This is a genomic window from Ignavibacteriales bacterium, assembly GCA_016214905.1.
Taxonomy (GTDB): domain Bacteria; phylum Bacteroidota; class Ignavibacteria; order UBA10030; family SZUA-254; genus PNNN01.
In genome coordinates this window covers 581079-596391 of record JACRMQ010000006.1, presented here as the reverse complement: position 1 = coordinate 596391, position 15313 = coordinate 581079, and the positions used below count along the sequence as shown (strand labels likewise).

The following is a 15313-nucleotide window of genomic DNA, read 5'->3' as shown; positions in this document are numbered from 1 at the left end:
ACAATGGAAAACATTGAGCAAGTTTTACGCATATTCTGGGAAAAGACTCGGAGAGCGGCCGAACTTATCTCGCAACTTCGCGAAACGAACAAACAACTTCTAATTTCGAATCAGAACTTAGAGCAAGAGTTACAAAAAACCCATTTAGAATTAGTTGGGAAGGAAACTGAGGCAAAAAAACTCAAACAGGAGCATGCTCAGATGCAGGCAGTTACCAGTGGTGAAGTTTTTACAGTATCCGAGAAAGATGAAGTAAAAAATCGGATAAGAGGATTGATTGCGAAAATTAATTCTCATTTATAAGAATTGATTTCGATTTAAAATAATTGTATGTTTCAAATGGCACTTGGACAAAATTGAAAATATGAGTGTCGGAAAAAATATGGCATCAGACGGAAAAAGCATAAAAGTAAAAATATTTGGATCAGAATATCCGCTTCGAGGTGAGAGTGAAGAGCTCACTAAAAAAGTGGCGGGATATGTAGACCAAATGATAAGCACAATTCACGAGAAAATTCCGGAACAACCCCCGCTCACGGTGGCTGTCCTTTCAGCATTAAATATTACTGAAGATTTATTTAAGGAAAGAGAAAAATATCGTCTCTTAACGTCATTAATCGAGACAGAAGTTCAAAAAATGAATGAATTTCTAGATCACCATCTTAATCCGGAATTATAATTCATTTATCTTTACCGTTCTTTACCATACATTGATGGTCACATGCTTTATAAGTATTAACCGCACCGTCAGCTGATGCCATGATTAAAATAATCATGGAATAAGTCAAACATATTAAAGAATCTGACAAATTATTTTAATAGGGAACTTGACTTGTGAACGTCGATTGCAGGCCTCACCTCTTTGAGGATATTACGCGCTGCCAAAAAATCGGTTTTGAGCGTAAGCAGTGGAAGCAAAAAATGTTCAGGCAAGTACCCACTGTGTATTGATTGAGATTCTTAAATACACTGACTTATAGGCTGCGTGCGGTTTTTTATTTAAATAATATTGAAAATTAAAATTAGGTAAGAAAATGGACTTTGATACAATATTCCCCATACTTTATGCCCTGCTTGCCGGTGGGATTGGTTTTATTTTGGGATGGTACCTAAAAAATAATATTGGTAAAAATAAAATCGCTAATGCCGACGCTCGTGCCAAAAGAATTATAGAAGATGCCGAAAGAGATGCTGCTAACCTAAAAAAAGAAAAGCTTCTTGAGGTTAAAGATGAATGGTTCAAGAAAAAACAGGAACATGAACATGAAGCAAACGCCCGCCGGAATAAACTTCAATCTTTCGAAAAACAACTTGAAAGCCGTGAGGATAATCTTGAGCGTAAAGTAGATATGGTTAATAAAAAAGAAAAAGAGATTACTGGCATAAAGCGAACATATGACGAAAAAATTAAACTGGCGGAAGATAAACAAAACCAGTTGAGTCGCCTCCTCATTGAAGAGAATATAAGGTTAGAGCGGGTTTCTGGTATGTCGCGTGAAGACGCGAAAAAACTTCTAATCGAAAATCTTACTGATGAGGCAAAATCAGAAGCTGCGCAAACACTAAAGGAAATTCGCGATATAACAAAAGCCGATGCAAAAAAAGAAGCCCAAAAAGTTATTATTCAAGCTATCCAACGAAGTGCGACCGATCATTGTGTGGAATCTACCGTCAGTGTCCTTCAAATTCAGAATGATGAAATGAAAGGAAGGATTATTGGAAAGGAAGGCAGGAACATCCGGGCATTTGAAGCTGCAACCGGAGTTGATGTTATAGTTGATGATACTCCAGAAGCGGTGATTCTATCTGCATTTGATCCATTGCGAAGAGAGGTTGCTCGGCTTGCATTGGAGAGACTTATCACAGATGGTAGAATTCACCCGGCTCGCATAGAAGAAATAGTTGAAAAAGTCAATAAAGATTTGGATGAGGAATTACTACATTCCGGGGAAAATACCATGATTGAAGTTGGAATCACCGGGGGTAGTCCGGAATTGCTCAGACACTTAGGAAGAATGAAATACAGATCGAGTTACGGGCAGAATCTTCTCTCACACTCAATTGAAGTTTCACATCTCACAGGATTGATGGCTGCCGAACTGGGTCTTGATATAACCATGGCTAAAAGAGCCGGTTTATTGCATGACATTGGAAAGACAGTAGATAGAAGTGTTGAAGGTCCACATGCTTTGATCGGTTATGATCTTGTAAAGAAGATGAACGAACATCCGATAATTATTAATTCGGTAGGTTCACACCATGATGATATGCCGATTGAGTATCCTATTGCTGCACTGGTGCAGGCGGCTGATGCAATCAGCGGATCCCGACCAGGTGCCAGAAGGGAATCAATCGAAGCGTACGCAAAGCGGATGGAACGGCTTGAAGAAATGGCAAAATCATTCCAAGGTGTAGCGCAAACTTATGCCATACAAGCGGGTCGGGAAATAAGAGTGATTGTTGAGCATGATAAAATTGATGATGCAATGGCAGATATCCTCGCTCACGATATCGCAAAGAAAATTCAATCTGAAATGGGTTTCCCCGGTCAAATTAAAGTGGTTGTAATTCGTGAAAAAAGATCAGTCGCTTTTGCAAAATAGCGCACAAGAATAATTTTTCAGCAATATTCAGCATCCTTGATCTTTATTTAGTATGCAAAATATTAATCAAAGATATAACACACTTGCCATAGGAGTGACAGGTGGGATCGGCAGCGGAAAAACAAAAGTGTGTGAAATATTATCTGCATTTGGCGTGAAATGTATTCAAGCCGATAAAGTTGCTCAAGAGATTATGCGGACCGACAAAAAAGTAGTGAAGCAGATCCGTCAAGTCATCGGCCCCGATGCATATCTTCCTTCCGGATTATTGAATAAACAATTGATCTCATCACTGATTTTTAATAATCACGATCTTCAGGAAAAAATTAATAAGATTGTGCATCCGGTGGTTATTAATCTTATTAAGTCAGAGATCGAGATAGAAAAAATAAATGGAACAATACCTTTAATCGTAAATGAAGCCGCTCTGATTTATGAAGCGCGATCTGAAAACATTTACGATTACATAATTGTTGTAGATGCCTCTCAATCTGTCCGACTGAAGAGATTGAAAGAAAAAGACGGATCTAACCGGAAAGAAATCCTCGACAGAATGAATTCGCAAATGTCTCCTGACGAAAAAAGATTGCGGGCCGATTTTGTAATAAAAAATAATTCAACAATAGAGCATCTCGAAACACAAACTAAATTCATCTATTCAGTACTTCTAGCATTAGCGCGCTTAAGTGATAATTGAGAAATTAATAATTGGAAATGAAATCAGACATATTGGTTATCGGTAGCGGAATCGCCGGTTTGTCGATCGCATTGAAGGCGGCAGCGCTGGGGAGTGTGCTCTTGATAACCAAAAAAGAAAAAGCTGAATCAAACACCAACTATGCGCAGGGTGGTATTGCGACAGTTGTTTCTTCTCTCGATACTTTCGACCTTCACATCGAAGACACTCTACGCACCGGAGTTGGTTTGGGTCATCGAGATTCCATCGAGATCATGATAAAAGAAGCCCCTGAGCGATTAAATGAGCTTGTTGAAATCGGGGTTCAATTCACCGAGAAAAACGGCTCTCTCGATTTAGGTAGAGAGGGCGGTCACTCGCGCAATCGCATCGTACACGCGAGAGACCATACCGGGGCTGAAATAGAAAGAGCGCTGCTTCATGCTATTTCTATTCATCCAAATATCACTCTCTTAGAAAATCACCTTGCAATCGATCTCATTACCGAACATCATTTAGGTGAAAAATATTCACAACAAAAGCCGATTCATTGCTGGGGGGCGTACGTTCTGGATGTTGAAAAAAATGTTGTCAAGAAAATCTTATCTTCTTTTACCGTTCTTGCATCAGGCGGTGCCGGACATGTTTACCTCCATACGACAAATCCTTTAATCGCTACCGGTGATGGTGTGGCAATGGCATACAGGGCAGGTGCGTTGATCGGGAATATGGAATTTATACAATTTCATCCCACAAGTTTGTTCAACTCAGGATCACCCTCATATTTAATTTCAGAAGCAATTCGCGGTTTCGGCGGGAAGTTAATGACGAGGAAGAATGAAGAATTCATGTTAAGGTATGATAGCCGTGGTTCACTTGCCCCGCGCGACATAGTGGCACAAGCGATCGATATAGAGTTAAAGAAAAGCGGTGACGAGTATATAATTTTAGATTTACGTCATCTAGATTCTTCTCTTATTCGTGAAAAGTTTCCATCTATCTACAAAACCTGTCTAGAAAAATTTAAAATAGATATAACTGCTGAACCAATACCGGTTGTCCCGGCTGCGCATTATTCATGCGGTGGTGTTGTTACAGATCTTTTTGGAAAAACCACGATCGATAATTTGTACGCGTGCGGTGAAGTTGCAATGACGGGCGTTCACGGAGCAAACAGGTTGGCAAGTAATTCTCTTCTTGAAGCATTAGTTTTTGCTCACAGAGCGTATAGAGATATGAGTTCAAAGACGATAAAACAAATTAAAGATTTTCCGGCAGTACCCGAATGGGACGAAAGCGGAACGTTCGGTGCCGAGGAGTGGGTCCTGATCGAACATGATAGGAAAGAAATACAACAAATTATGTGGGATTATGTTGGGATCGTTCGGTCTAATTTAAGATTAGATCGCGCAAATCGTCGTTTAATTTTAATTAAGGATGAAATTGAGAATTTTTATAAACGAACGAAAGTTACAGAGGGTTTGATCGAATTGCGAAATCTTTCAACGGTGGCAGATCTAATCATCAAATCTGCATTGCAGCGAAAAGAAAGTCGCGGACTTCATTACACAACCGATTATCCAAACAAGAACGATGATACCTGTCTTCATGATACTTTAATAAAATGTATCGGATCTTGAGTTGGAATATGAAATTTTGTACTTTAACTAATATCAGATCAAAATATTAATAAAATGGAATTTCAAGAAGATAAACCACGTGAAAATTGTGCTGTCTTTGGAATATTCGGTCATCCCGAGGCAGCTAAAATGGCATATTACGGTTTGCACGCTCAACAACACAGGGGGCAAGAGGCATCCGGTATTGTAACAACTTATACCGATAATCAAACAGGTAAGAATCATTTTAAAATCCATAAAGATTTCGGTCTAGTAAATGATGTTTTTAGAGACGACACGATTTTAACTCAACTCCTCGTAGGATCGGCAGCGATTGGTCATAACAGGTATTCAACAGCAGGTGCATCGGACAATAAATTAAATATTCAACCTTTGATTGTGAATTACAGAGATGGAAATATCGGGATTTCACATAACGGAAATTTAACTAACTTCGGAACATTACGTAAGCGGCTTCAGGATGAAGGAACAATTTTTCAAACTACATCCGATACGGAAATAATATTACATCTGATAGCCAAGAGCAGGGAGCAAGACCAGATACATCAAATCATCGACGCGCTTAATCAGGTTGAAGGTGCATTTTCAATAGCGATTTTGACTAATGATAAATTAATTGCGGCGCGCGATCCTTACGGATGGCGTCCGCTTGCGGTTGGTAAATTGGATAATGCCTATGTAATCGCATCAGAGACATGTGCATTCGATATTATTGGAGCTAAATATCTTTGTGATGTTGAACCGGGTGAGATTTTAGTATTTGATAAGGAGACTGTGAATAGCAGTGAGGCAAAATCTTTCCGACTTCAAAACAAACAGCAGAAACCGAATCATTGTATTTTTGAATATATATATTTTTCCAGACCTGACAGCAGAGTGTTTGGTGAGAGTGTTGATAGAGTCCGGCGAAAGTTAGGAAAATCACTCGCAGAAGAGCATCCTGTAGCTCCTGATCCTCCCGATGATACTGTTGTGGTTATCAATGTGCCGGATTCGAGCAATACCGCGACGCTTGGTTATGTCAGTCAAAACATCAAACAAGGGAATAAAAGCAAATATGAAATTGGATTGATCCGAAGTCACTATGTCGGACGAACTTTCATCCAACCCCAACAAGATTTGCGCGAAATGAAAGTTAGAACAAAATTCAACACCGTAAAAGGTGTATTGAACGGGAAGAAAGTTGTCATCATCGATGACTCGATAGTAAGAGGAACAACATCTAAACAACTCGTCAAGTTGATCAGAGATGCGGGTGCGAGAGAAATTCATTTTAGAATCACATCGCCAATGATAAAATTTCCGTGTCATTTCGGTATGGATTTCCCGAGTACGAATGAGCTCATCGCAAATTGGTGCGGCGGAGATGTAGAAAAAATTAAAACCGAACTATGTGTCGATAGTGTTGGATATCTAACACTCGATAAATTACTTGCATCGGTTCCACGCGATAGAGGACAATATTACTGCACCGCATGCTTCAGCGGTCAGATACCGATCGAGATTGACGATCTTTCATCCAAAGACGAACACGAGTTATAATAAATGACCCGAAAAATTTGGACGGTCTCTAACTTATTAAGCATCAGTCGGATTTTATTCGTTCTTCCTGCCGCATATTTAATATTTGCCGATGCAAAGAGCTTCAATTGGGAAATTGTTTCATTAATTTTAATTGCCGCGATTACAGATTATCTGGATGGTTTCTTCGCGCGGAGATTTAATCAAGTAACCGAATTGGGGAAAATTCTTGATCCGGTTGCCGATAAAGTAGCGATTGCTATTCTGTCAGTTGCATTAGTACTTTCAGGAAGATTATCGATATGGTTTTGCGCGATTGTAATTCTCCGCGATATTGCCATTATGCTCGGTAGTGTTCGAATCATGAAAATAAAAAAAATCACAATCCAATCTAATTGGATAGGCAAATGGACTGTAACAGTCATCGCATTATATCTGTTATCCACCATAATATTTGTCGATAACATGTATGGCGTTCTATCTGCACTTCAGGTCATCAGTCTCGTTATGATAATTATATCATTCATCTCTTATCTTACCAGATATTTGTCGGAAGTAAGATCGATACAAAAATAATAAATGAAATAAAACGATATGGGTTTCTTCGATAAATTTAAATTAAGCAGGTTAAAAGAAGGTCTTACAAAAACGCGTGAGAATATATTTGGGAAAATCCAAAAAATACTATTAGGGAAAACCAGAATTGATGATGAAGTTATAGATAAAATCGAAGAAGTATTGATAGGTGGTGATGTTGGAGTTGCAACAACAATGAAGATCATTGATGATATCAGGAAACGCGTCAAGATCGATGGTTTCGAGAATCCTGAAGATCTCGATAGATTGCTTCGTGAAGAAATACAAAAAATATTCTCGAATGGCACCGACAGCGATACCGATCCATTCACATTGCCTCAGTCTCATAAACCTCATGTAATCATGATTGTTGGTGTCAATGGGGTCGGAAAAACAACAACAATTGGAAAGCTCGCATTTAATTATCGAAACGCCGGGAAGAAAGTCCTCATTGCAGCCGCCGATACATTCAGGGCAGCGGCAAACGAACAGCTTGAAATATGGGCAATGCGTGCGGGAGTGGAAATAATTCAGCAAACACACGGGGCAGATCCGGCAGCCGTTGCCTACGATGGGTTGAATTCCGCAATTTCACACAAGGCTGATCTTCTTATCATTGATACGGCAGGGCGTCTTCATACAAAAATAAATTTGATGGAAGAATTGAAAAAAATTAAACGTGTTCTGCAAAAACTTGATCCCGAAGCACCTCATGAAGTATATCTCGTGGTCGATGCATCAACGGGACAGAACGCCATACAGCAAGCAAAACAATTTACCGCCGCAGTTGGCATCAGTGGTTTAGTACTCACGAAACTTGATGGCACAGCAAAGGGCGGAGTAATTCTCGCTATTAATGAAGAGTTACAGATACCTGTTAAGTATATCGGAGTCGGAGAAAAAATCGATGATCTGCAACCGTTCGACCGCAAGGCATTTGTTGAAGCATTATTCGAAAAATAATAGTGACGTTCAGATTTTATAAATACGATTTAAAATTAAAGCACCCATTCACAATTGCCCGAAATACGCGAACAACATCTCCTTCAGTCATTGTTGAATTCGAGCACGAGAACATAATAGGTTACGGAGAAGCCGCGCCTTCAACTCGCTATGGTGAAACTCAGGAAACTGTTTGTAAATTTTTGGCTGATATAAATTTAAAGAATTTTATTGGTCCGTTCGAGCTTGATAAAATATTAAGCTATGTTGACAGTATCACAGAAGGTAATACTGCGGCCAAAGCCGCGGTCGATATCGCACTACATGATTGGATAGGGAAGAGTGAGAATATTTCCCTTTGGAGAAAATGGAATCTTGATACTCAAAGAATACCTGTATCATCGTTTACAATCGGCCTGGATTCACCAGACGTCATTGAGGCAAAGATTCATGAAGCCGAAACGTTTCCAATACTTAAGGTGAAGTTAGGCAGGCAGAATGATCGGGAGATTATGACAAGAATTCGTTCCATCACAAATAAAACTATTCGTGTGGATGCGAATGAAGGTTGGAAAAATAAAGAGGAAGCATTAGAAAATATTTTGTGGCTCGAAAGTATGAACGTAGAATTGATTGAGCAACCGTTGCCGGCTTCAAAAATCGATGAGATGAAATGGTTGTGGCAGAGAGTGCATATTCCGATGATTGCGGACGAATCTGTTGTGAGGGGAAATGATATTCCAAAAATAGTTGGAGCATTTGATGGAATAAATATTAAACTGATGAAATCAACAGGTCTACTCGAAGCGAGAAAAATGATCGATTCGGCAAGAAAACATAAATTGAAAATCATGTTAGGTTGTATGATTGAAACATCAATCGCAATCTCAGCGGCATCTCAGTTGTTGCCACTTGCAGATTATGCTGACTTGGATGGAAACATCTTAATCTCGAACGATCCGTTCAGCGGAGCAGTTTCAGATAATGGAATAATCCAATTAAAGGAGAACTTCGGTATTGGAGTTGATAAAAGATTAGAATATTCATCATGAGCAAGACTATCAAAATATTACCCGAACATCTTGCAAACAAAATTGCTGCCGGTGAAGTAATCCAAAGACCCGCTTCAGCCGTTAAGGAATTGATCGAAAATTCAATCGATGCTCACTCAAAAACAATCAAAATAATCATCAAAGATGGCGGGAAAGAATTAATTCAAGTCGTTGATGATGGTGATGGAATGAGTGCAGACGATGCATCGGTTGCATTTCATCGCCATGCAACGAGCAAAATTGAAACGTATGAAGACTTGGAGGCGATTAAAACGTTAGGTTTCAGGGGAGAAGCACTCTCCTCGATTGCCGCAGTTTCGCAGGTGGAATTACGTGCGCGCCGATTAACAGATACTGTAGGCATTAAGGTTCGGATTTACGGAGGAAAAGAGAGTCAGATTGGTGAAGATGCCTGTTCTCCGGGCACTTCTATCACAATGAAAAATATATTTTTTAACACGCCTGCCCGCCGGAATTTCTTAAAAAATAAATCAACGGAATACCGTCACATCTACGATGTCGTTCAACGATGTGCACTATCACATCCCAATATCGCATTTCTTTTTCATAGCGATAATGAAATAATACTGAACTTGCGGAGATGCGAATTACATGATCGGCTCAAAGATCTTTTTGGAGAAGCACATTTTAAAACACTTATGCCTGTAAACAGCGAAAAAGAATCGGTTGCGATATCCGGTTATGTAGGGCAACCGCAATTTGCGAAACGCGGCAAAGCTGAACAATTTCTTTTCCTTAACAACAGATATATCGTCAGTAAAAATCTAAATCATGCGGTTTATCAGGCGTATGAGCATTTAGTTGAAAAAGGAACGTTTCCATTTTTCATAATATTTATTTCGATTGACCCGAGAAAAATTGATGTCAATGTTCACCCAACCAAAATGGAAGTGAAATTTGACGATGAGCCGGCAATCTACAAGATGATAATGACCGCTGTTCGCGCCACATTGGGGAAATATGAGATGATCCCGCAAATTCATCTGCAATCTGAGATTTCGCAGGGATCTGATAATTTTACAAGATTGTCATCTCCTCCAATTCAGATTCGTGAAATCGATGATCTTAGACAACAATCGCTGAACATACAACCATCGAAGCGGGAATTAACAAAAACTTCTGATGATTTAGGCGCTTCATTAAAAGGTTTGAGCAATGAAACGGTTGGGCAATCGACCGAGGTCGGCCGTAGTGATATTCGCCAGCTTAATAAAAAATATATCTTGTACACATCGTCCGATGGTCTGATGATTATCGATCAGCATGCAGCTCACGAAAGGATATTGTATGAAAAGTTCAGAGCTCGATTAATTGGTAATCAGAAAACATCTCAGCAATTGCTCTTTCCTCAAACGTTACAATTGAACCCCGGTGATTTATCGTTTGTCAAAGAACTTCAAGTAGAATTTGAATCTTTGGGATTTTCGATTAAGTTTTTCGGTAAAACAACGATCATCATCGACGGTGTTCCACCGGAAATCAAGGCAGGCAACGAAGCTGTTATTCTCCAAGATGTTTTAAGCTTGTATAAAGATGACCGCCAGGAAATTAACATGAAACCATCTGAGCGGTTGGCGAAATCGCTTGCGTGCAAAGCTGCAGTGAAAGCGGGTGATTTGCTCACTTATTCTGAAATGACATCATTAATCGAGCAGTTAGCAACCACATCAATTCCAACTGTATGTCCGCACGGCAGACCTGTAAGCATGAAACTGACCATTGAAGAGCTAGACCGGAGGTTCGGCAGGACTTCTTAGATATAAGATAGTTCTGCTGTTGACAATCCAGTTCCTAATCCGTATCTTTTTTAAGATACAATTATCCCAAAATGAAAACGACGAAAGAGAATGCGGTCGCTAATATCTATCATACTACTTGCTAGTCTTATCACCGGTTACTCAGACTGGACGCGTGGACAAAATAATATTTTCGAGGGGGCAGATAGGTGTAAATCATTCCGAACCAGACTACTAAACAATTACATTGATGGGAAGTCCAGCATCGATTTAACATCCAAGGTAAAAATTAACACTCAGTCCTCAACAGAAAAAAAATCAGAGCCTTCGCGCGTAGTAGCTAATTCAACCATTCATACCTCCCAAAAATATAATTCAATTATATCAGGAAATGTCCGCGAAGAATGGGTACAAAGATATGAATCGAATAACTTATCGTCAGTTGATCTATCTAATGCCATTGTCGTAGATGATGAAGGTAACGTAATAGTAACAGGCATTAGTTTTACATCTTACACCGGTGCCGATTATCTCACTGTTAAATATAATGAACGGGGTGAAATGCAATGGAGTAAAAGGTACAATGGCGATGCGAATGGATATGATGAATCGATAGGGATTGTATCTGATAAAAGTGGTAATACTTATGTTGTCGGATTCAGCGCTTTAAATCAGAAAAAATATAACATTGTGACAGTTAAATATAACAGTGCAGGGGATATTGAGTGGATTAAGAAATATTTGTCTAATAACGACAGCATTGCTATACCAACAGCTGTTGAAATTGATAACTCCGGAAATATCTTGATAGGCGGTTATTCAGAGTCAACGCTCTCAGGAATAAACATGCTTACATTAAAATATAATTCAAACGGTGAATTAATATGGAGCAAAAATTATGATGGTATGCAGCATGGAATAGATTTAGTATTTGCTATAACTGTTGATTCAGTCGGGAATGTCTTAGTCGGTGGATCATCGCAAAATTCGGAAAACGGTACCGATATGATCATGATATTGTATGATTCTACCGGCGGTTTTAGATGGGAAGATAAGTTATATCAATCATCGAGTAATCGTGATGCAGTAACATCGGTTTCATTCGATTCGGAAGGTAATGCTTACGCAACCGGATATCATGCGGGATTATCTTCAAATTATGATTATTGCACGATGAAAGACGATAAGAATGGCGTCAGACAATGGTTGGTAAGTTACGATGGTGAGGGAAATGGAAATGATTATGCTTATGAGATGAAAATCGACCAAGATGATAATATCTATGTAACTGGCACTAGTTATGGAGGCATCAGTAAATTCGATTACACAACGATATCTTATGATAAAAATGGAAATCTTAAATGGAGCGAATCTTATAAAGGAAGCGCGGGATATGATGATCAGCCGGTATCGCTGGTAATAGATCGTTCTCATCGAAATATTTTTGTGACAGGAAGTTCTAATTCGAATAACGGCGGACCAGCTGATTATGCCACACTATGTTACAATTATTCGGGATCTCTCACATGGAAAACATTTTACGGTGCTATTTCAAGCGCTGATGATTGTCCAACAGCCATGGCAATCGATGAGAAAGGAAATGTTTACGTCACCGGATCTAGTAACAGCTCATCTTCCTCTTATGATTTTCTGACTGCAAAATATATTTCAATTGAATCCAATCAATGGCCCACACGTTTCAATACCGGTAATGGCAGTAACATTATCTCCAATCTTGCAAAAGATTCAAATGGTGACGTGGTAGTCGCAGGAAACGATTCATCAAAAATCATTCTTGTAAAATTTGATTCAACAGGAAAATTGATCTGGAATAGGAGTTTTGGTAATGAAAAGAGTAAAGCAACAGGATTAACCCTGGACAAAGACGGCAACATTCATGTCACTGGATATTCATATTATTCAGGATCATACGATTATATAACTTTAAAATACAATATTGATGGTACATTATTATGGAGTGCGAGTTACAACGGTACGGGGAATCTTGACGATCGTTCAGCCGAAATTGCGACTGATAATAGTCAAAATGTTTACGTCACCGGCACCAGCTATGGCAACGAAAGTCTATCCGATATTGTAACAATCAAATATAATTCAGATGGATTAGAACAATGGAGTGCCAGATATAACGGCAGTTATAATAGTCGTGACAGCGCTACCGGTTTAGTTGTTGATTCGATTGGGAATGTCTATACTGCCGGAACAACCGTACGCTCCGGCTCATCTTATGATTTCGTTGTTATAAAATATTTAACTGACGGTATCGAATCATGGAAATCATTTTATAACGGTCCGGCAAATGGAGCTGATTTTCTAAATGCAATAACAACCGACAATAAGGAATATATATTCGTTACAGGAAGAAGTAACGGAGTCAGAACATATGGTGATTACACAACGTTAAAGATCAGTTACTCGGGAGCGGTTAAATGGATTGCGCGGTATAATGGACCGGCAAATAGTATCGATGATCCATCTTCATTGGATATCGATTCAGAAGGAAATGTTGTTGTAACAGGTTTAACATTTTCTCCACAAACTGGTTATGATATTGCAACCATCAAATACGATTCTAGCGGCGTTCAATTGTGGTCTCGCATTTATAACGGTGATGATAATGGAAACGATTTTGCATCGGACATTCAAATTGACGTTGAAGGTAATATTTACATCGCTGCAACGAGCAGTCAATTAACTTCTATGGACGATATCGTTACAATCAGATATTCTCCCGTCGGGTATTATGATTGGTTAAGCAGGTATAACAGTCTTTACAATATGAATGATAAGGCCACATCGCTCTTATTAGAATCAAACGGAAAATATATTTACACTAGTGGTGTTAGTTTTGGGTTGGATAAATATCAAGATATTATAATAATTAAAAGTACTTTTAGTGGAGCTTCAGATCAATTATGGCCGCGAAGAGAAAACGGACCGGGTGTTAGTTATGATAATGTAAAAATGTTAAAAATAACTCCGCAAAATGATGTCGCCATCGTCGGCAGGAGCTTAACATCCGGTGGCACTGATGGATATTTCCTTTGTTCATACAAACAAACCGGAGATCAAAACTGGAATGTCATTCAACAAAATTTATCGGGAGGGGATATAAATATTTCCGATATGTCATTCGATCAAAGTGGAAGACTCAATTTGGCGGGTACAAATTACAATCGTTATTCACCAAGTGATATCACAGTTCTCCAGCACAATTCAGATGGGATTCTTTCATGGCAACAACAGGTGATTGGAGGATTTGAAAATAGCTATGAGTTTGGATCATCGATCACTGTTGATGCAAACTCAAATGTCATTGTTGCCGGATATAGTTCAGGAACAACCTCGTATGATTATGTCACTCTTAAATTCGATAGTACAGGCAATTTGTTATGGAAAAATATTTACGACGGGGAATCGAATAAAGATGATTTAGCGTATGATGTTGCAGTTGATAAAATCGGAGATATTTATGTCACTGGGTTGAGTACAGGTTCAAGCACACGGTCCGATTATGCTACAGTGAAATATTCCTCAGAAGGAGAGCAAAAGTGGGCGATTCGATGGAATGGAGAAATTAATGGAGAAGATCGACCCGTTGCGATTGCAGTTGACGAGGAAAGCAATATTTACGTCTGCGGATTCTCTACCGGATCCGATACGAGCTATGATATTGTCGTTGCAAAGTATGATTCATCGAGTAATCTCTTATTTACAAATTCATATCATGGTGAAAACCGTACAGAACAGATGCCAAAAGCGATGGGATTAGATTATCAAAATAATTTAATCATCGTCGGTCAGACAAGATTGCAGGGCTCGAATCATTACGATTATTTGATATTGAAATATGATCCATCTGGAAGATTGATTTGGGAGTATCTGTATGATGGTCAAAGCGGATTGGATGATATACCGGCTGCTCTTGCGCTGGATGCGAACGGAGGAATATATGTTACAGGGAAAAGTATGGGCGATGATTTCAATTTCGATTTTACAACAATTAAAATTAATTCATTTGGAAACATTGAATGGATCGCTCGTTACGGTTCTGTAAGTGGATGCAACAATGAACCAAAAAGTATTGCGATCGATTCATCTAATGCAGTATATGTTACGGGAACATCATCAACAAACGATTGGAGTATTGTATCTACAATAAAATATTCGCAAATAATAGATGCGGTTCCAGATCCGGTAGTCGATGAACCGATAAAATATGACCTTTCTCAAAATTATCCCAATCCGTTCAATTCCCGGACAACCATTCGGTTCTCGCTTCCAAAACGCGATAGGATAAAATTGCAAATATTCAATATGCTCGGCCAGCTTGTTCTAACGATTATTAACGGTGAGAAAAGTGCCGGGATTCATAAAGTTGATTTTGACTCGTGCAATTTAACCACGGGACTTTATTTTTATAGGTTGCAATCAGCTGGAGGATATATTGCATCAAAAAAAATGATGATCATAAAATAAGAACATTTCAAGAACATAAATAATGATAAAAGTCTGTTAGGTTTAA

At 38.9% G+C, this 15313-nt stretch carries 11 protein-coding genes; all 11 read left to right on the top strand.

Annotated elements, in window-relative coordinates; translation table 11 throughout:
• Positions 1-3 precede the first annotated feature (3 nt).
• The 11 genes from HZB59_06495 (at position 4) to HZB59_06445 (ending at position 15267) form a co-directional block, all read left to right on the top strand.
• Positions 4-303 carry a hypothetical protein gene (locus HZB59_06495; GenBank protein MBI5021068.1) on the top strand — a complete coding sequence of 100 codons (300 nt, stop codon included), beginning with the start codon at positions 4-6 and terminating at the stop codon, positions 301-303.
• A 79-nt stretch (positions 304-382) separates the two neighbouring features.
• On the top strand, positions 383-679 hold the full coding sequence (locus HZB59_06490; protein ID MBI5021067.1) for a cell division protein ZapA: 297 nt from the start codon (positions 383-385) through the stop codon (positions 677-679).
• Positions 680-1034: 355 nt separating this feature from the next.
• The gene (gene rny, locus HZB59_06485) at positions 1035-2603 is read left to right on the top strand and encodes a ribonuclease Y (GenBank protein ID MBI5021066.1); all 1569 of its coding nucleotides are present in this window, start codon (positions 1035-1037) and stop codon (positions 2601-2603) included.
• Positions 2604-2655: 52 nt separating this feature from the next.
• Positions 2656-3300: a dephospho-CoA kinase gene (locus HZB59_06480; GenBank protein ID MBI5021065.1), complete on the top strand. Its 645-nt coding sequence runs from the start codon at positions 2656-2658 to the stop codon at positions 3298-3300.
• A 17-nt stretch (positions 3301-3317) separates the two neighbouring features.
• On the top strand, positions 3318-4919 hold the full coding sequence (nadB, locus tag HZB59_06475) for an L-aspartate oxidase (protein ID MBI5021064.1): 1602 nt from the start codon (positions 3318-3320) through the stop codon (positions 4917-4919).
• A gap of 54 nt (positions 4920-4973) precedes the next feature.
• A complete protein-coding gene (locus HZB59_06470; GenBank protein ID MBI5021063.1) occupies positions 4974-6461 on the top strand; it encodes an amidophosphoribosyltransferase in 1488 nt (495 codons plus the stop codon).
• A gap of 3 nt (positions 6462-6464) precedes the next feature.
• Positions 6465-7016, top strand: coding sequence for a CDP-diacylglycerol--glycerol-3-phosphate 3-phosphatidyltransferase (gene pgsA, locus HZB59_06465; GenBank protein ID MBI5021062.1), 552 nt, complete (start codon positions 6465-6467; stop codon positions 7014-7016).
• Between the two features lie 18 nt (positions 7017-7034).
• On the top strand, positions 7035-7979 hold the full coding sequence (gene ftsY, locus HZB59_06460; GenBank protein MBI5021061.1) for a signal recognition particle-docking protein FtsY: 945 nt from the start codon (positions 7035-7037) through the stop codon (positions 7977-7979).
• Positions 7980-7981: 2 nt separating this feature from the next.
• Positions 7982-9010: a dipeptide epimerase gene (locus tag HZB59_06455; protein ID MBI5021060.1), complete on the top strand. Its 1029-nt coding sequence runs from the start codon at positions 7982-7984 to the stop codon at positions 9008-9010.
• A complete protein-coding gene (mutL, locus tag HZB59_06450; GenBank protein MBI5021059.1) occupies positions 9007-10788 on the top strand; it encodes a DNA mismatch repair endonuclease MutL in 1782 nt (593 codons plus the stop codon). Before HZB59_06455 ends, mutL begins: the two co-directional genes overlap by 4 nt.
• A 90-nt stretch (positions 10789-10878) precedes the next feature.
• Positions 10879-15267, top strand: a complete 4389-nt coding sequence (locus HZB59_06445) for an SBBP repeat-containing protein (GenBank protein ID MBI5021058.1) — start codon at positions 10879-10881, stop codon at positions 15265-15267.
• The last annotated feature ends 46 nt before the right edge of the window (positions 15268-15313 follow it).

Coding starts and splice junctions, on each gene's coding strand:
- HZB59_06445 (MBI5021058.1), top strand. CDS start 10,879: ATGCGGTCGCTAATATCTATCATACTACTTGCTAGTCTTATCACCGGT.
- HZB59_06470 (MBI5021063.1), top strand. CDS start 4,974: ATGGAATTTCAAGAAGATAAACCACGTGAAAATTGTGCTGTCTTTGGA.
- rny (MBI5021066.1), top strand. CDS start 1,035: ATGGACTTTGATACAATATTCCCCATACTTTATGCCCTGCTTGCCGGT.
- mutL (MBI5021059.1), top strand. CDS start 9,007: ATGAGCAAGACTATCAAAATATTACCCGAACATCTTGCAAACAAAATT.
- ftsY (MBI5021061.1), top strand. CDS start 7,035: ATGGGTTTCTTCGATAAATTTAAATTAAGCAGGTTAAAAGAAGGTCTT.
- HZB59_06495 (MBI5021068.1), top strand. CDS start 4: ATGGAAAACATTGAGCAAGTTTTACGCATATTCTGGGAAAAGACTCGG.
- HZB59_06480 (MBI5021065.1), top strand. CDS start 2,656: ATGCAAAATATTAATCAAAGATATAACACACTTGCCATAGGAGTGACA.
- pgsA (MBI5021062.1), top strand. CDS start 6,465: ATGACCCGAAAAATTTGGACGGTCTCTAACTTATTAAGCATCAGTCGG.
- HZB59_06490 (MBI5021067.1), top strand. CDS start 383: ATGGCATCAGACGGAAAAAGCATAAAAGTAAAAATATTTGGATCAGAA.
- nadB (MBI5021064.1), top strand. CDS start 3,318: ATGAAATCAGACATATTGGTTATCGGTAGCGGAATCGCCGGTTTGTCG.